The 23,605-nt window shown below is 49.5% G+C and carries 27 protein-coding genes; 16 read left to right on the top strand and 11 right to left on the bottom strand.

Annotated elements, in window-relative coordinates:
- Positions 1–74 precede the first annotated feature (74 nt).
- The 3 genes from rpsI to zapE all read right to left on the bottom strand — a co-directional run bounded on the left by rpsI (position 75) and on the right by zapE (position 2,191).
- Positions 75–467, bottom strand: coding sequence for a 30S ribosomal protein S9 (gene rpsI / locus EZV61_RS08460; protein WP_114338366.1), 393 nt, complete (start codon positions 465–467; stop codon positions 75–77).
- Positions 468–485: 18 nt separating this feature from the next.
- Positions 486–914 (bottom strand): 50S ribosomal protein L13, encoded by a 429-nt coding sequence (gene rplM, locus EZV61_RS08455; protein WP_114338152.1) that lies wholly within the window; start codon positions 912–914, stop codon positions 486–488.
- 191 nt (positions 915–1,105) lie between these two features.
- Complete coding sequence (gene zapE / locus EZV61_RS08450; protein ID WP_131415006.1) at positions 1,106–2,191, bottom strand: cell division protein ZapE; 1,086 nt, start codon at positions 2,189–2,191, stop codon at positions 1,106–1,108.
- Between the two features lie 117 nt (positions 2,192–2,308).
- On the opposite strand from zapE, the gene EZV61_RS08445 reads away from it, so the two are divergent.
- From EZV61_RS08445 to degS, 3 genes are all read left to right on the top strand, one after another.
- Entirely contained in the window at positions 2,309–2,731 is a 423-nt protein-coding gene (locus EZV61_RS08445; RefSeq protein ID WP_114338150.1) for a Z-ring associated ZapG family protein, read from the top strand.
- 85 nt (positions 2,732–2,816) lie between these two features.
- Entirely contained in the window at positions 2,817–4,172 is a 1,356-nt protein-coding gene (locus tag EZV61_RS08440; protein WP_131415004.1) for a DegQ family serine endoprotease, read from the top strand.
- Positions 4,173–4,285: 113 nt separating this feature from the next.
- Entirely contained in the window at positions 4,286–5,383 is a 1,098-nt protein-coding gene (degS, locus tag EZV61_RS08435) for an outer membrane-stress sensor serine endopeptidase DegS (protein WP_130567125.1), read from the top strand.
- A gap of 85 nt (positions 5,384–5,468) precedes the next feature.
- Here degS and murA read toward each other — a convergent pair whose 3' ends face one another.
- From murA to mlaF, 7 genes are read right to left on the bottom strand one after another with little or no spacing between them, the layout of a single operon-like run.
- Positions 5,469–6,734, bottom strand: coding sequence for a UDP-N-acetylglucosamine 1-carboxyvinyltransferase (murA, locus tag EZV61_RS08430; RefSeq protein ID WP_131415002.1), 1,266 nt, complete (start codon positions 6,732–6,734; stop codon positions 5,469–5,471).
- 13 nt (positions 6,735–6,747) lie between these two features.
- Complete coding sequence (ibaG, locus tag EZV61_RS08425) at positions 6,748–7,005, bottom strand: BolA family iron metabolism protein IbaG (protein ID WP_114338146.1); 258 nt, start codon at positions 7,003–7,005, stop codon at positions 6,748–6,750.
- A gap of 18 nt (positions 7,006–7,023) precedes the next feature.
- On the bottom strand, positions 7,024–7,335 hold the full coding sequence (locus tag EZV61_RS08420) for an STAS domain-containing protein (RefSeq protein WP_131415000.1): 312 nt from the start codon (positions 7,333–7,335) through the stop codon (positions 7,024–7,026).
- Entirely contained in the window at positions 7,332–7,991 is a 660-nt protein-coding gene (locus EZV61_RS08415; protein WP_131414998.1) for an MlaC/ttg2D family ABC transporter substrate-binding protein, read from the bottom strand. The genes EZV61_RS08420 and EZV61_RS08415 overlap by 4 nt, the downstream gene beginning before the upstream one ends.
- 27 nt (positions 7,992–8,018) lie before the next feature.
- Positions 8,019–8,507 (bottom strand): outer membrane lipid asymmetry maintenance protein MlaD, encoded by a 489-nt coding sequence (mlaD, locus tag EZV61_RS08410; RefSeq protein WP_131414996.1) that lies wholly within the window; start codon positions 8,505–8,507, stop codon positions 8,019–8,021.
- A gap of 4 nt (positions 8,508–8,511) precedes the next feature.
- Positions 8,512–9,288: a lipid asymmetry maintenance ABC transporter permease subunit MlaE gene (gene mlaE, locus EZV61_RS08405; RefSeq protein ID WP_131414994.1), complete on the bottom strand. Its 777-nt coding sequence runs from the start codon at positions 9,286–9,288 to the stop codon at positions 8,512–8,514.
- Complete coding sequence (gene mlaF, locus EZV61_RS08400; RefSeq protein ID WP_114338141.1) at positions 9,285–10,094, bottom strand: phospholipid ABC transporter ATP-binding protein MlaF; 810 nt, start codon at positions 10,092–10,094, stop codon at positions 9,285–9,287. The genes mlaE and mlaF overlap by 4 nt, the downstream gene beginning before the upstream one ends.
- A gap of 222 nt (positions 10,095–10,316) precedes the next feature.
- On the opposite strand from mlaF, the gene EZV61_RS08395 reads away from it, so the two are divergent.
- The 11 genes from EZV61_RS08395 to mgtE all read left to right on the top strand — a co-directional run bounded on the left by EZV61_RS08395 (position 10,317) and on the right by mgtE (position 18,661).
- Positions 10,317–11,285: a calcium/sodium antiporter gene (locus tag EZV61_RS08395; protein ID WP_131414992.1), complete on the top strand. Its 969-nt coding sequence runs from the start codon at positions 10,317–10,319 to the stop codon at positions 11,283–11,285.
- Positions 11,286–11,326: 41 nt separating this feature from the next.
- Positions 11,327–11,884 (top strand): 3-deoxy-manno-octulosonate-8-phosphatase KdsC, encoded by a 558-nt coding sequence (gene kdsC / locus EZV61_RS08390; RefSeq protein ID WP_130567129.1) that lies wholly within the window; start codon positions 11,327–11,329, stop codon positions 11,882–11,884.
- The gene (gene lptC, locus EZV61_RS08385) at positions 11,881–12,447 is read left to right on the top strand and encodes an LPS export ABC transporter periplasmic protein LptC (protein WP_131414990.1); all 567 of its coding nucleotides are present in this window, start codon (positions 11,881–11,883) and stop codon (positions 12,445–12,447) included. Before kdsC ends, lptC begins: the two co-directional genes overlap by 4 nt.
- A complete protein-coding gene (gene lptA / locus EZV61_RS08380; protein WP_131414988.1) occupies positions 12,431–12,961 on the top strand; it encodes a lipopolysaccharide transport periplasmic protein LptA in 531 nt (176 codons plus the stop codon). Before lptC ends, lptA begins: the two co-directional genes overlap by 17 nt.
- A gap of 3 nt (positions 12,962–12,964) precedes the next feature.
- Positions 12,965–13,690, top strand: a complete 726-nt coding sequence (gene lptB, locus EZV61_RS08375) for an LPS export ABC transporter ATP-binding protein (protein WP_114338137.1) — start codon at positions 12,965–12,967, stop codon at positions 13,688–13,690.
- A gap of 89 nt (positions 13,691–13,779) precedes the next feature.
- A complete protein-coding gene (locus EZV61_RS08370; protein WP_131414986.1) occupies positions 13,780–15,276 on the top strand; it encodes an RNA polymerase factor sigma-54 in 1,497 nt (498 codons plus the stop codon).
- Positions 15,277–15,307: 31 nt separating this feature from the next.
- Entirely contained in the window at positions 15,308–15,595 is a 288-nt protein-coding gene (gene hpf, locus EZV61_RS08365) for a ribosome hibernation promoting factor (protein WP_114338135.1), read from the top strand.
- A gap of 8 nt (positions 15,596–15,603) precedes the next feature.
- The gene (gene ptsN / locus EZV61_RS08360; RefSeq protein WP_114338364.1) at positions 15,604–16,053 is read left to right on the top strand and encodes a PTS IIA-like nitrogen regulatory protein PtsN; all 450 of its coding nucleotides are present in this window, start codon (positions 15,604–15,606) and stop codon (positions 16,051–16,053) included.
- Positions 16,050–16,922 (top strand): RNase adapter RapZ, encoded by an 873-nt coding sequence (gene rapZ, locus EZV61_RS08355; protein WP_114338134.1) that lies wholly within the window; start codon positions 16,050–16,052, stop codon positions 16,920–16,922. The genes ptsN and rapZ overlap by 4 nt, the downstream gene beginning before the upstream one ends.
- 5 nt (positions 16,923–16,927) lie before the next feature.
- Complete coding sequence (locus EZV61_RS08350; RefSeq protein WP_114338133.1) at positions 16,928–17,206, top strand: HPr family phosphocarrier protein; 279 nt, start codon at positions 16,928–16,930, stop codon at positions 17,204–17,206.
- Between the two features lie 96 nt (positions 17,207–17,302).
- Positions 17,303–18,661 carry a magnesium transporter gene (mgtE, locus tag EZV61_RS08345; RefSeq protein ID WP_114338132.1) on the top strand — a complete coding sequence of 453 codons (1,359 nt, stop codon included), beginning with the start codon at positions 17,303–17,305 and terminating at the stop codon, positions 18,659–18,661.
- Positions 18,662–18,722: 61 nt separating this feature from the next.
- On the opposite strand, the gene pmbA is transcribed toward mgtE, so the two are convergent.
- Positions 18,723–20,108 carry a metalloprotease PmbA gene (gene pmbA, locus EZV61_RS08340; RefSeq protein ID WP_420810809.1) on the bottom strand — a complete coding sequence of 462 codons (1,386 nt, stop codon included), beginning with the start codon at positions 20,106–20,108 and terminating at the stop codon, positions 18,723–18,725.
- 92 nt (positions 20,109–20,200) lie between these two features.
- Between pmbA and yjgA the strand changes: the two genes are divergently transcribed.
- Positions 20,201–20,728 carry a ribosome biogenesis factor YjgA gene (gene yjgA, locus EZV61_RS08335; RefSeq protein ID WP_114338131.1) on the top strand — a complete coding sequence of 176 codons (528 nt, stop codon included), beginning with the start codon at positions 20,201–20,203 and terminating at the stop codon, positions 20,726–20,728.
- 23 nt (positions 20,729–20,751) lie between these two features.
- The gene (locus tag EZV61_RS08330) at positions 20,752–23,595 is read left to right on the top strand and encodes an Ig-like domain-containing protein (RefSeq protein WP_131414984.1); all 2,844 of its coding nucleotides are present in this window, start codon (positions 20,752–20,754) and stop codon (positions 23,593–23,595) included.
- Positions 23,596–23,605: the final 10 nt, after the last annotated feature.

Raw genomic sequence — 23,605 nt, 5'->3', positions numbered from 1 at the left:
TAAAAAGGAAAAAAAAGCCCCGAAAAACGGGGCTTTTTTTGCAAAGACGTTGACGAACGCCCAGTACCAGCGAATTAACGCTTGGAGAACTGAGGACGCTTACGTGCTTTGTGAAGACCAACTTTCTTACGCTCAACACGACGTGCATCACGAGTAACGAAGCCAGCTTTACGCAGGTCGCTACGCAGAGTCTCATCGTATTCCATCAGTGCACGGGTGATACCGTGACGGATAGCGCCTGCTTGACCGGTAGTACCACCGCCCTTCACAGTTACGTTGATGTCCAGCTTGCCAACCAGTTCGGTTAACTCGAGCGGCTGACGAACAACCATACGAGCCGTTTCGCGGCTGAAGTAAACATCTAAAGGACGTGCATTGACGGTAATAGCGCCACTGCCCGCTTTGATGAATACGCGTGCTGTTGAGCTCTTGCGGCGGCCAGTACCGTAGTATTGATTATCTGCCATGATGGACTGAACCCCCAATTAAAGTTCTAAAGCTTGAGGCTGTTGAGCAGCATGACCATGCTCAGCACCTGCGTAGACTTTCAGCTTACGGAACATTGCGCGACCCAGAGGACCTTTTGGCAACATACCTTTCACTGCTTTCTCAAGAACACGCTCAGGCGCTCTCTGGATAAGCTTTTCAAAGCTCATCTCTTTCAGACCACCCGGGAAACCGGTATGGCTGTAATAGATTTTGCCTTTCGCTTTGTTACCAGTTACCTGGATCTTCTCAGCATTCACGATGATGATGTAATCACCAGTATCAACGTGAGGAGTATATTCTGGCTTATGCTTGCCACGCAGGCGAAGCGCTACTTCTGTCGCCAGACGACCCAGAGTTTTACCATCTGCATCAACAACGAACCAATCGCGTTTTACAGACTCTGGCTTTGCGGTAAATGTTTTCATTTATCCAAACCTAAAAAATTCGTTTACACCACGTCTCAACGCATTGAGACATCACAAAAATCACCGCATGGTATCCCTTCGAATACACCTGTCGGTCTATGTCAGCACTGCCGATATGGCAGCTGGCAACGTGGGCGGAGCGGGATTATAGACAAAGCGTGGACAAAGATCACCCACTTTCTCACTTATATTTAAGGAATATGTGGGCGCTTGAGGTACTCATGGGACTGCATTTCCAACAAACGGCTCTGGCAACGCTTAAACTCGAAGCTCAATCGCCCATCGTCGTAGAGTTTCTCCATTTCACTTTCAGCTGAAATAATCAACTTCACATTGCGTTCATAGAACTCATCAACCAAGGCGATAAAACGCCTAGCGACGTCGTCATTGTGTACGCCCATCTGCTTGACGCCATGTAGGAGTAAAGTATGAAACTCTTTTGACAGCTCAATGTAGTCAATCTGGCTGCGGGCGCTTTCACATAACACCGCAAAATCAAACATCACCACACCATCTGCCAACCAGCGCGTGACTAGCTGACGATTATTCACTTCAATTGTCACCCCAGCCTTACCCGGTTCAGGCGCTAACGCGGCAAAGTACTGTTCGAGATTGACTAGCGCAGCGGCGTCTAAAGGATGGTGATAAATCTCTGCGCGTTCCAGTGTCCGCAAGCGATAGTCGATACCAGAATCAACATTGACGATGTCGCAATGTTGGTTCAACAAAGCAATGGCTGGTAGAAAACGCGCCCGTTGCAAACCATTGCGATATAGCTCGTCAGGGGGGATGTTAGACGTAGTCACAAGCGTCACTCCCCGCTGGAAGAGGCCTTTCAGCAAACTACCTAAGATCATCGCGTCGGTGATATCCGACACAAAGAACTCATCCAGGCAGATCACCCTGGCCTCTGCAGCTAATTGCTCTGCGACACTGTCCAAAGGATCAGATTGACCAGACAACGCCTGCATCATCTGATGAACCCGATGCATAAACCGGTGAAAGTGCAGCCTTAACTTATTCTCTGCCGGCAGGCATTCGAAAAAAGTATCCACTAAGTAGGTTTTACCGCGCCCAACCCCGCCCCAAAAATAAAGTCCTTTCGCCGTTGATGTCGGTGCTTTTGATAAACGTTGCCAGAATGAACGTTGCGGCGGCTGACTGAGACGCTGATACAGCTCTTGAAGATGGTTAACCGCATTCGCTTGTGCGCTGTCCCTCACAAAACCACTCTGTTCCAGCGCTTTTTCATAACGCGCCAGCGGCGTATCTGACATCTTCTGCCCACCTTTGACAAATAATTGTTTACACTTGCAATGGTACCATGGTGATTCTGACCGAGGTATATTGTGATCCTGGGCATAGCCTACTGAACGAAACGGAGTACGCGCTGAATGATCTGGTTAGTTGGAATTTTATCTATAGTCGTAGGCTTCTTGGCGGGTTGGTATTTTTCACGCTCCACCAATGAAGGTTCCGGTAAAGCTTCGGTTGAAAAAGCACTGGAAGCGACCCAATTTGAATTAGAGCAATATAAGCAAGAAGTGTCGGATCATTTCGCCGCGACGGCTGAATTGCTTGAACAGGCCAATGACAATTACCGCAAATTATGTGGTCAGTTGACCGAGAGTGCTCATGCCCTGCTTGATGAAAAGAGCCGGGCCGAGTTACCTGAGCTAGAAGCGCTGGAGCAACAAAACAAAGCGTTAACAGCAGAAGATGACGAAGAGTGGCAGCAGCCTCGAGATTACTCTGGTTCACCGTCAGGCCTGATCAGTGGTACGGAAAAAGACAAACAGAAAGAGCCTGTAAGTTAACCAAAGCGGGGAACTTATCCCCGCTTCCCTCTGTCTGTTTGTGATGTAGCAACAATCAAACACCATTAGGGAGAATGAAATCAGTATGAAACGTTTGCTGTCTCTTGCCTCGTTGGCGCTATGCGCCACGCTTATAGTTACCCCAACAGAAGCCGCGGCTTCTCTTCCCCTCTCCTTCGAAGGGCAACCAGTTCCTAGCCTTGCTCCTATGCTGGAAAGAGTCACTCCAGCCGTCGTCGACATATCCGTATCTGGAACACATACGGCGAAACAAAGAGTTCCGGATATCTATCAGTACTTCTTCGGAGCCCCGCGCGAGCAGGTACAAGAGCGACCATTTCGCGGACTCGGCTCTGGGGTCATTATTGACAGTGACAAAGGCTACATAGTCACCAATCACCATGTTATCGACAGCGCAGATAAGATCATGGTGACGTTGCAAGATGGGCGAGAGCTCGATGCCCGCGTTATTGGTTCAGATGAAGAATCCGATATCGCACTGTTACAGGTAGACCAAGATAATTTAGTCGCGCTGCCCCGCGCCAATGCAAGTCAGTTGCGTGTTGGCGACTTTGTGGTGGCCGTAGGCAACCCTTTTGGCTTAGGACAAACAGCAACTTCAGGGATCATCAGCGCCCTAGGTCGCTCTAACCTTAACATCGGCCAATATGAAAATTTCATCCAAACCGATGCAGCCATCAACTCGGGTAACTCTGGCGGCGCATTGGTTAATCTCAATGGTGAACTGGTCGGGATCAATACAGCGATCGTTGCCCCTAACGGCGGCAATGTTGGCATCGGCTTCGCCATCCCGATCGATATGGTGAATGACTTGGTCTCACAGTTTATCGAGTTCGGTGAAGTTAGACGCGGTGTACTCGGCGTATCTGGTGGCGAACTCACCCCAGACTTAGCAGAAGCGTTTGGCTACGATACCAAACACGGAGCCTTTGTTAATCAGGTGTTCGAAGGATCGGCCGCAGAAGTTGCTGGGATAAAAGCTGGTGATATCGTGGTCAGTGTTGACGGTAGTATGATCAAGAGCTTTGGCGAACTGCGCGCCAAAATAGCTACCCGCGGCGCTGGCAGCCAGGTTACGCTGGGTGTGATCCGCGATGGTAAATTGACTGACTTTAAAGTCACTCTAAAAGAGGCAGAAGAAGCACGAGTGCAAGCCCAGGCGCTCCATCCCGCTTTCGAAGGAGCAGTACTGCGAAACAGTGAAGATAGCGATAAACAACCAGGAGTGATCGTAGAAAAGGTCGCCCCCCGGTCGCCAGCATCACAAATCGGCTTTAAAGAGGGCGACGTCATTCTCGGTCTCAATAAACAGCCAGTAACCAACCTGAAGGGGCTACGCCAAATTCTGGAGCAGCAGCCATCCGTATTGGCCCTGAACATTCAGCGTAACGGCCAACGTATGTACTTAGTTGTCCGGTAACACCCGATAATCAACTAAGATCTATTAAGGCACGCTCGCCCAGAGCGTGTCTTACTCCCTTTTCTTTAGTGGCAGTGCTATCCTGCGATTGTATCTAAAGGAATTTCATATCCATGATCTCTCGATTTGCCTCTTTCGCCTCCTATTTGGGCAAAAGCATCGTTTTTGGCCTCGCCATTGCGGCGATCTTATTGCTGCTACTACCAAACCTGCGTGAGCAGGGAAGCGGCGGGAGTCTGCTGATCAGCAGTCAACCTGCAGCAATATCTTTTGCTGAAGGGGTTAGGCGAGCGGCGCCTGCAGTCGTCAATGTCTATACCCGCAGCCTACGATCGGTCACCGACTCGCAACCAGCACAACTTCGTCCGCAAGGCTTAGGCTCTGGCGTATTGATGAGCAAAAAGGGCTATATACTCACCAATTACCATGTTATTGCCGATGCCGATCAAATTATTGTGGCGCTGCAAGATGGGCGAATATTTACCGCCGAGCTCATTGGCAGTGATATCTATACCGATCTTGCCGTGCTCTATATTGAATCTGACGATCTTCCTGTGATCCCACAAAATAGAGACACAGTGGCCATGGTCGGTGATGTGGTATTGGCCATCGGTAACCCATACAACCTGGGTCAGACGATCACCCAAGGGATCGTCAGTGCCACAGGGCGCAGTGGTATGGCTTCCACCAGCTATCAAGACTTTCTGCAAACCGATGCTGCAATTAATCGCGGTAACTCTGGCGGTGCGCTGGTCAATAGCCTGGGTGAGCTTGTCGGCATTAACACGGCAGCCTATTACACCAGTCCCAATGTTGAGAGCCAGGGGATCAGCTTCGCCATTCCCTATGCGTTAGCCCATAAGATCATGAACAAATTAATTTCCGATGGGCGCGTCATACGAGGTTATTTAGGGATCACAGGGCAGCAAGTTAACCCTGTACACGCTAAGCAGTTAAAGCTAGGTACATTAACCGGCGTTGTAATTGACAACATGGAGCCGGACGGCCCAGCAGCAAGAGCGGGACTGCTCCGTAATGACGTAATGATCAAGATGGACGATATAGCTGTCGCTGGTGTCCATGATGCAATGGATCGGATCGCAGAAACCAGACCTGGTGCCACGGTAAATATCACTGTAGTCAGGCGTGGCGAGCGCCTCAACATCCCGGTTCAAGTGCATGAGCCACCAGCACTGGCGAGCAACAACTAGCCACTTTTGCTTAATTGAATGTGGATAGATAAAAAAGCTGCCATTGAGGGCAGCTTTTTTATTCGTATATCAAGACGATAATCTATCAGGCTTTGACGCGAGTGATTGTCGCACCTAAGCCGCCCAACTTCTTCTCTATCGCCTCGTACCCGCGATCTAAATGATAGATACGATCGACAACCGTTTGCCCAGCGGCCATCATACCGGCTATCACCAAACAAGCTGACGCTCGAAGATCGGTGGCCATCACTTCTGCACCTGTCAATTCATCAGTGTGATGACAAATAGCAGTGTTGCCTTCCAGTTCAATGTCTGCACCCATACGGCATAGTTCTGGCACATGCATAAAACGATTCTCAAAAATCGTTTCTGTCACTTTACCACTGCCATCCGCCAGAATATTAAGTACGGTAAACTGTGCCTGCATATCCGTAGGGAAGCCAGGGTGTGGTGCTGTACGTATGCTTACAGCCTTGAGTTGGCGAGCGCGCATATCTAATCGGATCCAGTCATCAGCAAAAGTGACCTTTGCCCCTGCTTCTTGCAGTTTAGCGATAACAGGTTCCAATAAACGCGCATCGGTATTGCGGCAAGTGACATCACCGCCGGAGACAGCCGCTGCCACCAAAAAGGTGCCAGTCTCTATGCGATCAGGTAACACCGCATAACTTCCACCGTGTAGCGCTTTTACGCCTTCAATCTCTATTCTATCTGTCCCGGCACCACTGATCTTCGCCCCAAGTGAGTTTAGGAAGTTGGCTAAATCTGTCACTTCCGGCTCACGAGCCGCGTTTTCAATTATCGTTTTACCGTTGGCAAGGACGGCGGCAGCCATCAAGTTTTCTGTGCCTGTCACACTGACTGTATCGAGAAAAATAGTCGCCCCACGCAAGCCGCCTTCAGGTGCGGTGGCATTGATATAACCGCCCTCCACCTGAATATCAGCGCCCATCAACTCTAGCCCGTGAATATGCAAATTCACTGGACGCGCACCAATAGCACAGCCACCCGGTAACGAAACCCGCGCCTTACCGCCACGAGCGACCAAAGGCCCCAACGCCAGAATAGATGCGCGCATGGTTTTCACCAGATCATAAGGCGCTTCATGGCTGGTCAAGATCGAGGCATCGATAGTAACTTGATTGTCACCACTCCAGTTCGCATCAACCCCCATACGGCCAAGCAGAGTCAACGTAGTATTGATATCTCGCAAGCGAGGTACGTTGTTAATAACCAGCGGCTCACCGCATAGCAGGGTGGCAAATAAAATAGGCAGAGCGGCGTTCTTAGCCCCTGAGATGGTTACATCACCATGCAGAGGACCGCTTTTTTCAACTAACAATCTATCCATTACATACGACTTACTATGAGGGCATCATCAACTTACGTTCCCGTTGCCATTCATCAACGGTAAACGCTTTAATCGAAACTGCGTGCATGTCACCGGCAGCGATCGTAGCCATCAAAGGGCCATAAACCGTCTGCTGACGCTTCACTGATCGCATACCTTCAAAACAGGCACCGACAGCAATAATTTCATAATGACTACCGTCGCTTTTTACGTGTACTTCATCCAGCGACAGTGCATCAGTCAGTAATGACTGAATTTCAGTGTTATCCATTACAACCTCTTGGAAAGATCAGGCGGCTTTAGCCGCTTCAATCAGAAGGATATCGTTAAGATCAGAAACTTCGACTAAACGCATCAATTGTTCTGGCGCATTAACAAAATTAAGCACGCGCCCATGACGGCTTTGACAGGCAAATAACTCGAAAAGAAAGGCCATACCAGCACTATCACAGTGCTCAAGCCCTGACAGGTCGACATAGGTAATGCCTTCGCCACAGCAGAGGCTTTCACGTTTGTCCCAAAGGGTAGGAACCGATAGGCGATCTAGCTTACCGCTAATCTGAAAATGGCTGGCCTTAACCCGCTCAAAGGTTGCACTCATTTGGCCTCCTCCGACTCAGATTGAAACTCGATCTTGGTCTGGTTCTTCTCTATCAGCAAATCGGTGACCGCATCCAACCCTTGCTGTCTGATAAGACCTCGCAATTCAGCCTCTTTCTGGCTCAACATACTAAGATTTTCAGCCACCATGTCATAAGCTAGCCATTGACCAGTTTTTTTGTTGCGGCGCATTTTGAAGTCAACGCTGATATCTGGCCTTCCAGGTTCTTGGATCAGTGTCTTAACCGTGGCGTAGTTTTCATCTGATAACGCGCCAGGTAAAAAAGCAACCTTCTGGCCATTGTACTCAGTAAAAAGCTGAGCATAGGTAACTATAAGGTTCTCTTTAAATGCTTCCACAAAGCGATCGCGCTGCTCTTTGGATGATTTTTTCAATTCACTCTGACCGATCACTTTATATGCGGCAAAGCGATAGTCGGCATAAGGGATGAGCTCTTCGCGCACAATCTCCTTAAGCAATTCAGGCTGTGCAAGCAGCTGTTCCTGTTCAGTATTAATACGCCCAAAGGTTCGCTTCGACACAGCTTGCGCGAGCTTAAATGGATCATCCCTCAGTTCCGTTGGCAGCGGTTCAGCGACAGCAGCAGTAACCAGCAGTAACCATGCTGATAAAAAGGAAGTAAATTTGAATATCATTGAATACACAGTTGCCCTGCTCACTATTTACTTGGATTGACTATAGAGAAACTGCCCAATGAGATCTTCCAATACCAATGCCGACTTGGTATCTGGGATCTTATCGCCATCGGCTAAGTAGATACTCTCTTCTTCAAACTCTTCAAAGCCTGGCTGCAGGCCAATGTACTGCTCGCCGAGCAGTCCAGATGTCAAAATCGATGCGGATGTAGAATCGGTAAAGCGGTTATAGTCAGCATCTAAACGCATCTCCACCACTGGCACCCAATCTGTTGGATCAAGGGCAATGGAAGCCACCCGACCAATAACAACGCCGCCAACTTTAATCGGCGCACGTACTTTCAAACCACCAATATTGTCGAACTTAGCAAACAGCGTGTACGAGCTCGTACTGGTACTCAATTCTGAGGTTGCCACTTTCAGTGACAACATGAGTAGCGCCAGAAAACTGGTCAGAACGAAAAAGCCAACCAATATCTCGATTTTACGCTGATCAAAACGCTTACTATTTTGCATCCATTTACCCGAACATAAGCGCGGTAAGGACAAAGTCGAGTCCTAGCACCGCTAACGAAGAATGAACAACGGTTTCAGTGGTTGCCCTACTTATCCCTTCTGAAGTAGGCACTGCATCATATCCCTTGAAAACCGAAATCCAGGTCACTACCAGCGCAAACGCTGCGCTCTTGATAATTCCATTGCCAATGTCTTCCCGCCATTCAACGGAAGAGTTCATTACCGACCAAAATGTACCACTATCAACTCCCAGCCACTCTACACCAACAAGGTAGCCGCCAAAAATACCCACGCTACTAAACATCAATGCCAATAACGGCATGCTAATGATGCCAGACCAAAAGCGAGGAGCGACGATCCGCTTCAACGGATCGACTGCCATCATCTCCAAACTAGAGAGCTGCTCAGTGGCTTTCATTAAACCGATTTCAGCGGTCATGGCCGAACCTGCTCTACCAGCAAACAGCAGTGCGGTAACCACAGGGCCAAGTTCCCTTAAAAGGGCCAAAGCAACCATAGGTCCAATGCTGGCTTCTGCACTGTAGTCCACCAATACATTATAGGCTTGCAATCCCAGTACCATGCCAATAAACAGCCCTGATACTAAGACAATCAACATCGACAAAACGCCGGTGATATAAATCTGCTTAATCAGCAGTGGAAAACCACGGCGTATAGAAAAACGCCCGAATAGCACAGCGGTCAACAATAAAGTAGCCCTTCCTGCGCCCGCCAAACTATCCAATACACCGACGCCTAAGAGACGAATTCTCTCAATCACTTCGGATCAACTCCCTTAAGATCCTCTGCAAAACTATTCGCAGGAAAATGAAATGGCACAGGACCATCATGGGCACCATCTAAAAACTGGCGTACCAGCGGCGACTCTGATTGTCGAATCCGTTCTGGTGTGCCCTGACCAATCACCTTTTGGTCAGCAATAATATAAACGTAGTCGGCGATACTCATCACTTCCGGCACATCATGGGTTACCACAATGGACGTCATATTTAATGCACTATTAAGTGACCGGATTAACTTAACCAATATTCCCAGAGAAATTGGATCCTGGCCAGCAAACGGTTCATCGTACATGATCAGGTCAGGATCTAATGCAATTGCCCGAGCGAGTGCGGCTCGGCGCGCCATGCCACCAGAGAGCTCACTCGGCATCAAATCCCTAGCCCCTCTTAACCCCACAGCTTCGAGCTTCATTAATACGATAGAACGAATCAACTCTTCTGGTAGGGCAGTGTGTTCGCGAATAGGAAACGCCACATTGTCAAAAACGTCCTGCTCGGTAAACAAAGCGCCGCTTTGAAAAAGCATGCTCATCCGCTTCCGAGCCTCATAAAGCTGGTGTCGGCTCATGCTTGGAATGTCGTCACCGTCGAACAACACCTCACCTTTAGTCGGTGTTAGTTGGCCACCAATCAGACGCAAGAGGGTCGTTTTGCCGATACCGCTAGGCCCCATAATGGCAACCACTTTGCCACGGGGAATGGTCAAATTCAGATCTTTATAGATAAATCTCTGGCCACGACGAAATGTAAGATTGCGTATATCAACAACGTTTTCAGTTGCCATGCTCCATAACCTCTACCGACTCTCGGGGCCAGTTGGCCGCATTGTCCCTTTAGCGGGCCGCTGATTGTATCCTTTTTACGTCTCGCGACCAAATCGAAAACTATTCAAAAAACTGTTTCTGATTATTGCTATGTTCGACATATCATTAAAAAAATGTCACTCTCTGCCACCAAAATGGCGCTTTCCTTGCATCTTTTATCAACGGTCAAAGATTAAAACCTTATGCTAATTCCGGCTCTCATTGTCATAGTTTCCCTCATAGTGCTGGTTTGGAGCGCAGACAAATTTGTCTATGGCGCAGCCGGGCTGGCTCGAAACCTTGGAATATCCCCCCTTGTCATTGGCTTAACTGTTGTCGCTTTCGGCTCTTCTGCGCCAGAAATGCTCGTGGCGGCATCCGCCTCCCTGAATGGCAACCCAGACACGGCGGTGGGTAACGCATTAGGTTCCAACATTACTAATATAGCCATGGTATTGGGAATTACCGCCTTAGTACGCCCGTTGAAAGTATCCTCTGCCACTCTCAAACGTGAGTTTCCGCTCTTGCTGCTAATCACATTTGGTGTCAGTGCGATGTTTCTCGATCTCAACCTCAGCATCATTGATGGTTGTTTGTTAGTTGCCGGTCTGATTGCATTTACTGGTTTGATGATGCGTATATCGATGCAGGAAGCCAAGGCTGGAGATCCCCTGATTACGGAGGCTGAAGCAGAGATCCCAAGCGATCTTCCCACAGCCAAAGCCATCTTGTGGCTGGCCATTGGACTTCTACTGTTATTAGGCAGCAGTGAGCTACTCGTCACAAACGCGGTTGAACTGGCCCACTATTTTGGTGTCAGTGATCTAGTCATTGGCTTAACGATCATCGCCATTGGCACCAGTTTGCCGGAGTTAGCCGCCAGTGTGGCCGGCGCCCTGCGAAATGAAGGCGATTTGGCATTGGGTAATATTATCGGTTCAAACATCTTCAATTTGTTTGCTGTACTTGCCATGCCAGCGCTATTGGCGCCAGGTAAAATAGACGAGCAAGCCTTGTATCGCGATATACCGATAATGATTGGGTTAACGGTGTTGCTGTTCATTTTTTGTTATGGCTGGCGTGGTAAACGGATATTGGCCAAATGGGAAGGCGGCCTATTAGCGGCCTGCTTTATCGGTTACCAGATCATTTTATTCAGTAACTTACGCTAAGCTTGGCTATAGCGCACTAAAGAAGCATGTTGAGAGAAGTGATGACAGAAACCGTTCAGACACTTTATGGCCATGTTAAAGCCGACATCTTGGCAAAAGCAGCGCGAATTCGACTACTGATTTGCGATGTTGACGGCGTGTTCTCCGATGGCCGAATTTATCTTGGCAACGATGGCGAAGAACTGAAAGCTTTCCACACTCGAGATGGGTATGGCATTAAAGCCCTGCAATCCTCAGACGTCGCGGTTGCCGTCATCACAGGTAGACAATCGAATATCGTTGAACAGCGCATGACCGCTTTGGGTGTTGCTCATATTTTCCAAGGCCAAGATAACAAAGTGCAAGCATTCTCCAGCCTTCTTACCACGACCAACTTAACGCCAGAGCAGTGCGCTTATATTGGCGATGATCTGGTTGATGCCCCAGTGATGCAACAGGTCGGACTCGCCATCAGCGTGCAAGATGCTCACCCCATGCTCCATCGCTTTAGCCACTATCAAACCGTGATCCCGGGTGGGCGAGGAGCAGTGAGAGAGGTGTGCGATCTAATTTTGCAAGCACAAGACAAATTAGAGACAAGCCAAGGTTTGAGCATATGAACCGGGTTATTCTTTTTACCGTCATACTGTTTGGGGCTGCCATCGGGCTCTACTACTATCAGAGTTTGCTAAAGTCCGAGATCGATATTAATGCGGAGAATCAGGGACAACAGCGGCCTGACTATACGGCCAAAACACTGCGCAGCAGGATTTACAACCAAGAGGGTCAGCTAGAGAATCAAATCTGGGCCAGCAACATGAAGTATTACAATGGTTCGATGACTCTCACGCAATTTGATGCGCCCAAGTTAGTCGTCTACCCAAGCGGTAAGCGTTCTGGTTGGACCTTAAACGCAAGCCATGGTGAATTAGAGCAAAACAACCTACTGCGTTTATCAGAAGATGTTGTGATCACCATGCTAACAGCACAGAATCAAACCAATACCTTACTGACAGATTATGTTGACATAGACCTGACAACCAATGATGTCAGCAGTGATCAACCAGTCACAGTAAAAGGGCCTGGCTACCGACTCGATGGAGTTGGATTAAAGGGCAACGTCGAACAAGAGCACATCGAAGTGCTAAATGATGTAAAAGCGACCTATGAACCTGAAAAATAGATTCACCTTCAGCTTAGTCGGCTTATTGCTGACCACATCGGCTTCCCTAAGCGCCGTTGAAAGTGACTTTCATAAAGAAGTCCGCGTGGATGCAAAACGCCAAAGTATCGATATTCAAAAAGGCATTATCTCCTTCTTTGACGACGTCACGGTAAATCAAGGCACATTACAGATCTTTGCCGACACTTTGCAGGTTGAGCAATCCGCAGGCGCAGGAAAAGAGGTGCTCATCGCTGTCGGTAAACCAGCGAAGTTCAGTCAGGTCTTGGAAAATGGTCAAAAAATGCATGCCGAAGCTGCAGAGATCCGTTACCGATTAGCAGATAACACTATCCAATTAACTGGCGCAGCGGTACTGACGCAGCAAGACAGCGTAGTGAAAGGCGAAACTATTCATTACGATATCGCCAAACAAAAAATGGTCGCAGAAAGTGGCACAGATAAAGATGATCGCGTGACAACCATTTTTCTCCCCGAACAGCTGCAACAACAGCTCGGCGAAAGTAAGGAATAAACCATGGCGACATTGAAAGCCAGTCAATTAGCCAAGAGCTACAAAGATAGACAAGTAGTTAAGAATGTCTCTTTAGCGCTGAATGATGGCCAAATAGTTGGCTTATTGGGACCGAATGGGGCAGGTAAAACAACCACCTTCTATATGGTGGTTGGACTGGTACCCAACGATAAAGGGCGCATCACGATTGACGATGAAGATGTGACCCTTTCACCCATGCATATCAGAGCGCGCAAGGGGATCGGTTACCTGCCACAGGAGTCCTCCATTTTTCGTAAGCTCAGTGTCGCTGACAACATCATGGCAGTACTGCAAACCCGTCCAGAGTTAAGCCGGTTACAGCGCACGGAAACCTTGGAACATCTGCTAGAAGAGTTTAGCATCACTCACATCAGAGATAGCTTAGGTATGTCACTGTCAGGTGGTGAACGCCGCCGAGTAGAGATTGCCAGAGCGCTGGCTGTGGAGCCTAGGTTCGTGCTGTTGGATGAGCCTTTCGCTGGCGTAGACCCTATCTCAGTCACGGATATAAAAAAGATTATTCAACACCTAAGAGACCGTGGTCTCGGTGTATTGATCACTGATCATAACGTGCGAGAAACACTCGATGTGTGCGAATATGCTTATATCGTTAGCCACGGAGAGTTAATCGCCGAAGGAAAACCGGAACAAGTGTTAGCCGACCAAAAGGTACGAGACGTATATCTCGGGGAACAATTCCGGCTATAGTGTAAGTAACCAGCGTTGATACATCGGGCTCTTTTGAGTGCCGATTAACGATGACAGCAACAGCATTATTTTAAATGTCACGGAAGTAGATGAAACCGTCATTACAGTTACGTTTAGGTCAGCAACTCACCATGACGCCGCAATTGCAGCAAGCAATCCGGCTATTGCAATTGTCGACGCTCGACCTTCAGCAAGAGATCCAAGAAGCGCTGGATAATAATCCGCTACTCGAGCAAAACGAAGCGGAAGAAACCAGTGAGCAACTTAATGGTGAAAGCCATACCGCGACAGACAAGCTGGAACAAACCACGGCTAATGCTGAAAATAATCAGTCGGAAGAGCGCGAAGATGCAGCCATGGAAACATCTGAGGCGCTCAACCAACAACAAATCAATGAAGAACTGCCTACCGATACAACCTGGGATGACCACCTTTCAGCAGCGCCCGTTTCAGGTTCCTCGTTCAGTGATGACGCCGACTTTACCTATCAAGGCGAAACCACAGAGTCGTTGCAAGATCATCTGGAATGGCAGATGCAATTAACCCCGTTCACAGATGTCGACAGAGCCATTGCGACATCGATAATCGATGGGATTGATGAATCGGGTTACCTGACGGTCACCGCCGACGATATTCTTACTTCTTTAGGGCAGGAAGATATCGAACTTGATGAAGTAGAAGCGGTCATTAAGCGAGTACAACTGTTCGACCCCATTGGCGTAGGTGCCCGCACATTGCAGGAGTGTCTGCTGGTACAACTCAATCAGTTTGCCAAAGAGACACCTTGGCTAAAAGAGTGCCGCCAGGTTATTGGCCAGTATATTGACCTGCTAGCCAGCCGGGATTATCGCCAATTGATGCGCAAGACCAAACTGAAAGAAGACCAGCTACGTGAAGTTCTGCGGGTGATCCAATCGTTGAATCCGCGCCCCGGCAGCGCAGTGATCAGCGGTGATGAGCAATATGTGATCCCAGATGTGTCGGTAATGAAAAAAGCTGGACGTTGGGTGGTTGAGCTAAACCCTGACTCGGTACCCAAGCTGAAAGTGAATCAGCAATACGCAGCGATGAGCCGGACGGTAAAGAACACCACTGACAGTCAATATATACGCTCTCATCTGCAGGAAGCGAAGTGGTTCATCAAAAGTTTGGAAAGTCGTAACGACACCCTACTCAAGGTCGCCAACTGTATCGTACAGTTCCAACGCGACTTCTTTGAGTACGGCGATGAAGCGATGAAGCCAATGGTACTCAATGATATTGCCTTAGCGGTTGATATGCACGAGTCCACCATCTCTCGGGTAACCACGCAAAAATATATGCATACCCCACGGGGTATTTTCGAACTCAAGTATTTCTTCTCCAGTCATGTCAGTACTGAAAGTGGCGGAGAATGTTCTTCAACGGCAATTAGAGCGTTAATCAAGAAACTTGTGGCGGCAGAAATCCCTAATAAGCCTTTGTCAGATAGCAAGATTGCTGACCTACTGGCAGATCAGGGAATTCAGGTAGCGCGGAGAACCATTGCGAAGTATCGGGAATCCTTGTCTATTCCACCGTCAAATCAGCGAAAAAGCCTGCTATAGCAGGCAATAAAACTAAATAAGGATGAGGTCTATGCAAATCAATCTTACCGGCCATCATGTAGAAGTAACAGACTCTCTGCGAGAGTATGTCGACGGAAAATTTAGTAAATTAGAGCGCCACTTTGACCACATCAACAATGTCCACGTGATCCTCAATGTTGAGAAATTAACCCAAAAAGCCGAAGCCACACTGCACCTAAATGGTGGAGAGATCTTTGCGAATGCAGAGCATCGTGATATGTATGCAGCTATCGACTCGTTGATCGATAAACTCGATCGGCAAGTAATAAAACACAAAGAAAAGCTAAACGCTCACTAGAGATGTCTATGGATATATCATCCATACTTAGCCTGGACTGCACCCGAAGTGCAGTCCATGGTTCAAGTAAGAAACGAATATTAGAAATGGCCAGTGAATTGGCAGCCAAGCACTTGCCAGAACATGGCCACAAAGCCATTTTCGAAAGTATTCTAGAACGTGAAAAGAAAGGCAGTACCGGTATAGGTAACGGCATTGCCATTCCCCACGGTAGGATCACTAACGCCAATAAAGCAGTCGCCGTGTTATTGCAGTGCGATGAGCCTATCGCCTTTGATGCAATTGATAACAAACCGGTGGATCTGATTTTCGCCCTCTTGGTTCCAGAACAGAGTTGTCAGGAACATCTGAAGACCTTGTCGGCTATCGCCGCCAAATTGTCAGATAAACAAGTCCTCAAACAGCTCCGCTGTGCCGCTAACGATCAACAATTATACGAAATCATCACCGATTCATGACCAGCACTGACGTGGCCGCAAAACCCAAACTAACGATTGTCAGTGGCCGCTCAGGCTCAGGCAAAAGTGTTGCGCTTCGCGTATTGGAGGATTTAGGTCACTACTGTGTCGACAACCTCCCGGTAGCCATGCTACCGACACTGGTTGCTCAAGTAAGTGGGCACTATAGCGATATCGCCGTCAGCATTGACGTCAGAAACCTGCCCGAAGACCCACATACGCTGGAAACAATTCTCGACCTTTTATGTCAGCAATGCCGCTGTACGGTTCTGTTTATGGATGCGCAGCAGAGTGCATTGATCCAGCGCTTTAGCGAAACTCGACGGCTCCACCCACTCTCCAAGCATGGTGTATCTCTGGAGCAAGCGATTGAAGCAGAGCAGCGTTTACTTGAACCGCTTATCTCCCGTGCCGATCTTCAGATAGACAGCTCTCAGCTGTCGATACATCAACTCAGCGATCTGGTGCGAGAACGGTTACTAGGCAATGCTGATCGCCATCTGGTTTTAGTATTTGAGTCCTTTGGCTTTAAATACGGTATTCCGCAAGACGCTGATTATGTGTTTGATGCACGATTCTTACCCAACCCCCATTGGGAACCAGAACTACGCCCCATGACCGGATTAGACGCCCCAGTTGAGCAGTTTTTTAGCCGCCAACCGATCGTGGCCAAATTCATCTGGCAGATAAACAACTTACTCAATACCTGGTTGCCACATCTGGAACTGAACAATCGAAGCTATGTAACCGTCGCTATCGGTTGCACCGGTGGACAACACCGCTCTGTGTTCATTGCCGAAACATTGGCAAAGCAGTTCAAAGAGTTACGTAACGAAATTCAGATCCGTCACCGAGAACTAGGTCATTAGTCTTTATGACACAACGCATTGAAAAGAAACTACTGATAAAAAACAAACTGGGTTTGCATGCCCGTGCAGCAACCAAGTTAGTCATGCTGGTCAACAAATTTGATGCCGAAGTGATGATTGAGCATCAAGGAAAATCCGCTTCCGCCGCCAGTGTCATGGGACTGCTGATGATGGAAACCTGTATGGGGCAAGAGATCCAGGTCGTTGCCGAAGGGGATGAAGCACAGCAGGCATTGGATGCTGTTGAGTCCCTGATCAATGACAGATTCGACGAAAACGAATAATCCTCACCTGTTAAAGAAAAATTCTCTCTATTTTTCTGGTTGTTACGATACAATTCCGCTATCGAACTTTTTTAATCGATTGGAGGGCTTAAGGCGATGGCTGAAACTTTAGAGCAAGACCTTACCCAACAAAAATTAAAAGAGGTAAAAAGTGCCCTAGATAGCGGCATGTTTATCCATGTTCGCCGCATTTTGCAGGAGATGGATCCTTCTGATGTCGCCCTTCTATTTGAGTCTACCCCTACTAAGGGCCGTGCAGTCCTATGGCAGCTGGTCGACCCTGATCTGCATGGCGAGATCCTTGAAGAGCTATCGGAAGATGTAAAAGACAGCATCATCCGCTTAATGGATCCAGAACTGGTTGCCGCAGCGACAGAGGGGATGGATACCGATGACTTAGCCAACCTATTACGTGGTCTCCCAGACAGCGTCTATCGCGAAATTTTGGCACAAATGGACGCGCAGGACAGGCACAGGGTTGAAGCCGCCCTCTCCTATCCAGAAGAGACCGCTGGCGCGATCATGAATACGGATACCGTCACTCTGCGCCCCGACGTGACTGTCGATGTAATTTTGCGTTACCTGCGTTTGAAAGGCGAACTGCCAGAAGCCACCGATAACCTCTATGTGGTAAACCTTCGAGATGAGTTACTTGGGCAAGTTTCACTCACCACCTTAGTTACCGCCAACCCCAGCGCCACCATTGCCGATGTGATGGACACGGGGGCAGAAAAGATCCCTGCAGACATGGAGGAAACGGAAGTTGCCCAGATGTTTGAACGTTACAACTGGATCTCCGCGCCCGTGGTTGATGACCGGGGAGTCCTGCTGGGCCGTATCACTATTGATGATGTCGTCGACATTATCCGCGAGGATGCAGAACACTCAATGATGAGCATGGCGGGTCTGGATGATGAAGAAGATACCTTTGCTCCAGTCCTCAAAAGTACCAAACGACGTACAGTATGGCTGGGGATCAACCTCCTGACCGCACTCATGGCGGCCTTTGTCAGTAACCTGTTTGAAGACACCTTAGCGCAGATGGCCACATTGGCCGTATTGATGACCATCGTTCCCAGCATGGGCGGGATCGCCGGCAGTCAGACCCTAACACTGGTGATCCGCGGCATGGCATTAGGCCACATTGGTGACAGCAACTCGCGCTGGCTGCTAGGCAAAGAAGCATTAATCGGGCTGTTAAATGGTCTGATCTGGGCACTATTGATCGCCGCAGTAGTCGCAGTATGGAAACAGGATATTAGAGTCGGGGCGGTGATCGCGTTTGCCATGTTGGTGAATATGGTTTGTGCTGGAGCCAGTGGTGTAATGATCCCACTGCTAATGAAGCGAATGAATATCGATCCTGCACTGGCCGGTGGCGTGGTGCTCACCACCATTACCGATGTCGTCGGTCTGTTCGCTTTCTTGGGTGTTGCCACCTGGTTATTGCTCTAGCCGCTAGAGGCAGCGTTACCGACAAAGGCTGCTGCCAACAGCCTTTGTCATGCATAGCCGATTAGTTACCCGCTACCCGCATGTTCTCCAGCAGAATAGAGCCTGAGTGCATCGCGCCGCGATAATCGACATCGTTACCCACTGCGACGATCTGTTGGAACATATCTTTAAGATTTCCAGCGATAGTGATCTCTTCCACCGGGAACTGGATCTCACCATTTTCGACCCAAAAACCAGCGGCACCACGGGAGTAATCACCAGTCACTATGTTGACGCCCTGCCCCATCACTTCTGTCACCAACAAGCCTTTGCCCATCTTTTGCAACAACGCTTTTTGATCACCATCGGTACTGGCCACTTGCCAATTGTGGATCCCGCCAGCATGGCCGGTCGACGCCATTCCCATTTTGCGAGCCGCATAGCTGGTCAACAGATAGCTCTGCAATACACCGTCACTGATGATATCGCGTTCAACAGTGGCAACCCCCTCCGAATCAAATGGGCTGCTACCAAGTGCCCTTGGCAAATGCGGACGTTCGGTGATATTGAAAAACTCAGGGAATATCTTCTCGCCCAGCTGATCCAGCAGGAAGCTGGATTGACGATAAAGGTTACTGCCAGATATAGCGGCTACCAGATGACTGACAAAGCCACCCGCCATCTCAGGCGAAAACAATACAGGCACACTGCAGGTATCCAGTTTGCGGCCACCAAGGCGCTCGACGGTCTTGTGGGCGGCTTCCTCACCAACCTTTTCTGCACTCCATAACGCTGCCGGATCTCGGGCGACAGAATAACCATAATCTCGCTGCATCTGTTCGCCTTCAGAGCCGATCACCACACAGCTCAAGCTATGTCGCGAGCTTCGATAGCCATGCAGAAAGCCATGGCTATTTCCGTAAACCCGGGTGCCATTGTGCGTACCAAAAGTGGCACCATCACTGTTGACGATGCGAGGGTCATGGGCCAGAGCAACTGCTTCTGCGCGGCTTGCCACCGCAATCGCATGTTCCACATCCATCGCTTGTGGGTGATAGAGATCCAGGTCCGGTACCTCTGTCGCCAACCAGCTTTTCTCAGCAGGACCATTACAGGGGTCTTCAGACGTATGACTTGCGATATGAACGGCTGCTTTCACCGCCTGAGACAACGCCTCTTTACTGAGATCAGAGGTAGATGCAGATCCTTTCTGATGCCCCATATAAACACTGATCCCGAGCGCACCATCCTGGTTAAACTCCAGCGTATCAACCTCACCTTTGCGCATCGACACCGACAACCCCTGTTGACGGCTGATAGCCACTTCGGCACCACTCACGCCTTCAGACTTAGCCAACGCCAAAGCATCTTCCACGGCTTGCTTTAATATGGGTAACTGCTGTTCAAATTCGTCCTGCTGCACAAAAATTCCGCCATCTGAGGTATCGTTAACCTCATAATACTGCAATCGGCCTCAACTCTCAGCTTCTGACTGGATAGATCAGTGATCCATGTGGTATAGGTTACTCATCTTCCTTAAAAAAACAGTTCAATATCTTCATGGGTAAGACCTCAGACAAAAATCAGCCAGACGAAGAGCTGATCTCAAAATCTCAGCAGAAGCGAGAAATGCTTGCTTTACAAAAACTGGGAGAACAGCTGACCACGTTAAAGCCAGCTGATTTAGCCAAAATCCCATTAGAAGAGTCACTGGCTGATGCAGTGAAACTGGCCGTACGGATCCGCAACACTCGAGAGGGCTATCGCCGCCAGCTGCAACTGATTGGTAAGCTGATGCGCCATGCCGATGCCGACGCGATCCGCCAAGCGATCGAACAACTGAACAGTGTCCATCAGCAGGGAAATGCGCTCTTTCATCGCCTGGAAAAGTGGCGTGACGAGTTAATTTCCGGTAGCGATGAAACCATTAACCAATGGATGGCTGACTATCCACTCAGCGATCGGCAACGACTGCGCCAGTTCGTTAGACAAGCAAAGAAAGAACAACAACAAAATAAACCACCGAAATCAGCCAGAGAACTCTTCCGCTATCTGCGGGAGCTGGCCGAAGCGAGTGAAGATAAATAACAATCAAATAAGGCCCGGGCAATATGATAAGCAAAGCACTTTCCCGTTACCTGTTTACTCTGTGTACCCTACTTTCTTTAGTCGCCTGCAATGGCAGTTCCGGCGATGGCGACTTTAACGAATTCAACCAGCTTGAGTTAACCCTCAGGAACAGTGAAGGTGATAGCACAAATACTCTGACCGCTGGCGAAACCGCTTGGCTTGAAGCGAAAGTGGTCGATGTGTATGGCGAAGGGATCGACGGCCAGATCGTCGATTTCAGCAGTTCGTTAGGCTCTCTCAGCGCCAGCTCAGCCCTCACCGACGGTGGCGGAAAAGCCAGGGTGCAATTGCTAACCACCGGCGTCACCGGGGCTGGCACACTCACCGCGAGCACCACACTGGAGTCCGTTGATGGCAGCAGCGAAGAGACCCTTACTGCATCAAGTAATTTTCAGGTCAACGCCAGTGGCGGTACAAACGAAGCATTACAACTCACCATCCTTGCCGATGACTGCCTGTCACCGACCTCACCAAGTTTTGTCGCTGGTAGCAGTTTTTGTTTGCAAGCCAGCCTAAGTAACGATGATGGTCCCGTTGTCGATACTATCGTCAGTTTCAGCGCCCCTTTGGGAACCTTGGCCAGCGATTCTCGCCTGACCGACGCCAATGGTATCGCCAACGTTTTAGTAAGCAGTGATGACACCAGCGTTGGTGCAGCAACCGCAACGGCAACGACTGGTGAGCTTAGTGAGCAAGCTGTTTATGAATTCACTTCCACTGGTGATATCGGCGGCGGTGAGAGTCCTAGCCTAGCAATAGTGATGCTGGATAGCGGCACGCCGGTGAATAGATTTAATGCCGGCAGCAACGTACAGCTACGGGCAACCTTATTAGATGGCGAGAGCCAACCGCTGGAAAATCAGGTGATCAGCTTCACTGCAGGCTTAGGGACATTAACCCCCGTCACCGCGCTAACCGCAGCGAACGGTCAGGCGGAAGTGACGCTAACCGGAACGGACACCGATCTCGGTGCAGATCAAGCGATTGCCACAGTATCAGTCGACGACTTAACGCTATCTGCCAGCCTCAGCTATGAGATCCTTGCTCGTGACGCTATCGGCGACGGCGACACCATATTGCTAGGGTACTGGCCTGACAAAGCCGATCCGGCCAGTTTTCAAAATGGCGTGGTTGGTATAGCCACTGACAGCATCAGTGCAGGCGGTACCGTGGGTCTCACCGTAGATTTAGTTGAAATGGCCGACGATGGTAGCCTTAGCGCCCTATTGGAACCTGCGACAGTCAGTTTTACTTCCGGCTGCTCAGCAGATGGTAAAGCCAGCTTAGATGCCACCGCACAAACCATCGCAGGACGGGCACAAGCGACTTTTCAGGATCAAAGCTGTGCCAGTGGCGGCGAAATCAGTGACAGCTTACTTGCCACTGTCAGTAATAGTTCAAGCACGCTGAACGCTCTGGCAACCCTCACCATTGAAGCAGAAGCCCTGGGCTCAATTGAGTTTGTCTCCGCTGAGCCCGAGCAGATCGTACTCAAAGGTACCGGTGGACAAGGCAATCAGGAAAGCTCAACCGTCACTTTTTTAGTCAAAGGCAGTCAGGGCTCGTTACTACCACAGCGTCTAGTCTGCTTCAGTCTGGATACTCAGGTTGGAGGCTTAAGCCTAAGCCAACAGTCAGGGCTGACTAACTCAGAAGGTCTGGTTACCACAAAAGTGCAATCAGGGAATGTGCCGACGCCGGTAAGGGTCACCGCCCAAACACAACAGGATGCCACCGCTTGTCCACTCACAGGCGATGACATCATACAGAGCCAATCAGATCTATTGACCATAAACACCGGGCTGGCAGAACAAAGCAGCTTCACTCTGTCCCCTGACATTCTCAACCCAGAAGCATGGCGCCATAACGGCGAAACAGTGACCTTAACTGTCTGGTTGGCTGACAGTTTCAATAATCCGGCCCCAGATGGCACAACGGTTAACTTTACCGCAGAAGCAGGTCAGATCACCCCAAGCTGCCAAACGGTGTCGGGTAGTTGCCAAGCCACCTGGACCAGTACTGATCCACGCCCAACCGACCATCGCGTTACCATTCTGGCATCAGCCGTGGGTCACGAGACTTTCTTCGATAACAACGGCAACGGCATATTTGATGAGGCTGACGGCACCGCAATTGCCGCTGGCGCCTCGGTCAACGCAGGCTTTAGCCAGCCCGGCGTAGTCACAGGGTTTGTCGATATGAGCGAGGCTTGGCGAGATGATGACGAAAGCTTCATCAGAGAAACTGACGAGCCTTTCTTAGACTACGCAAATAGTGGCGGCTTCAACCTTGCCGATGGCCTGTTTAATGGCCCGCAGTGTTCCGGCAGCCTATGTGGCAGTGCCGACGCCGGCAACAATAAACTGCATATTCGCCGAGCGATCGTATTAATCATGTCGGACTCTGCAGCCAACTGGGAACTGGACTATCTCAATGGTAGTTTTGATGACTCAAGCACCCAACAGCAAGGGGCTGGCAACACTGGTGTAATTGGAGCAAGCGGCGTCACTTTGAACGCAGGCGCAGCGGCCAACTTGAGTTTTCACATCGGTGACAGTATGGACCAGATACTCCCTGAAGGAACAACCATCGTAGTCGCCAGTGATCAAGGCGACCTAACCGGCACCACCAACATCACCGTCGCCAACAGCCGTGGTACCGCCATTGGCTCAGCAGATAGCTATAGAGACACGGTCAGCTTTAGCCTGCTTAACACCCTCGCACCGGGTGATCCCACTGAGGTTGGCTTTATCACTGTCACCATCACCACGCCAAAAGGACTGGGTATGGTGCTACAGGTGCCGCTAACGATGACGGGGCTCTAACCTTCACCCT

The sequence above is a fragment of the Corallincola luteus genome, assembly GCF_004336975.1.
Classification (GTDB): Bacteria; Pseudomonadota; Gammaproteobacteria; order Enterobacterales; family Neiellaceae; genus Corallincola; species Corallincola holothuriorum.
This window is presented reverse-complemented; position numbering and strand designations above follow the sequence as displayed.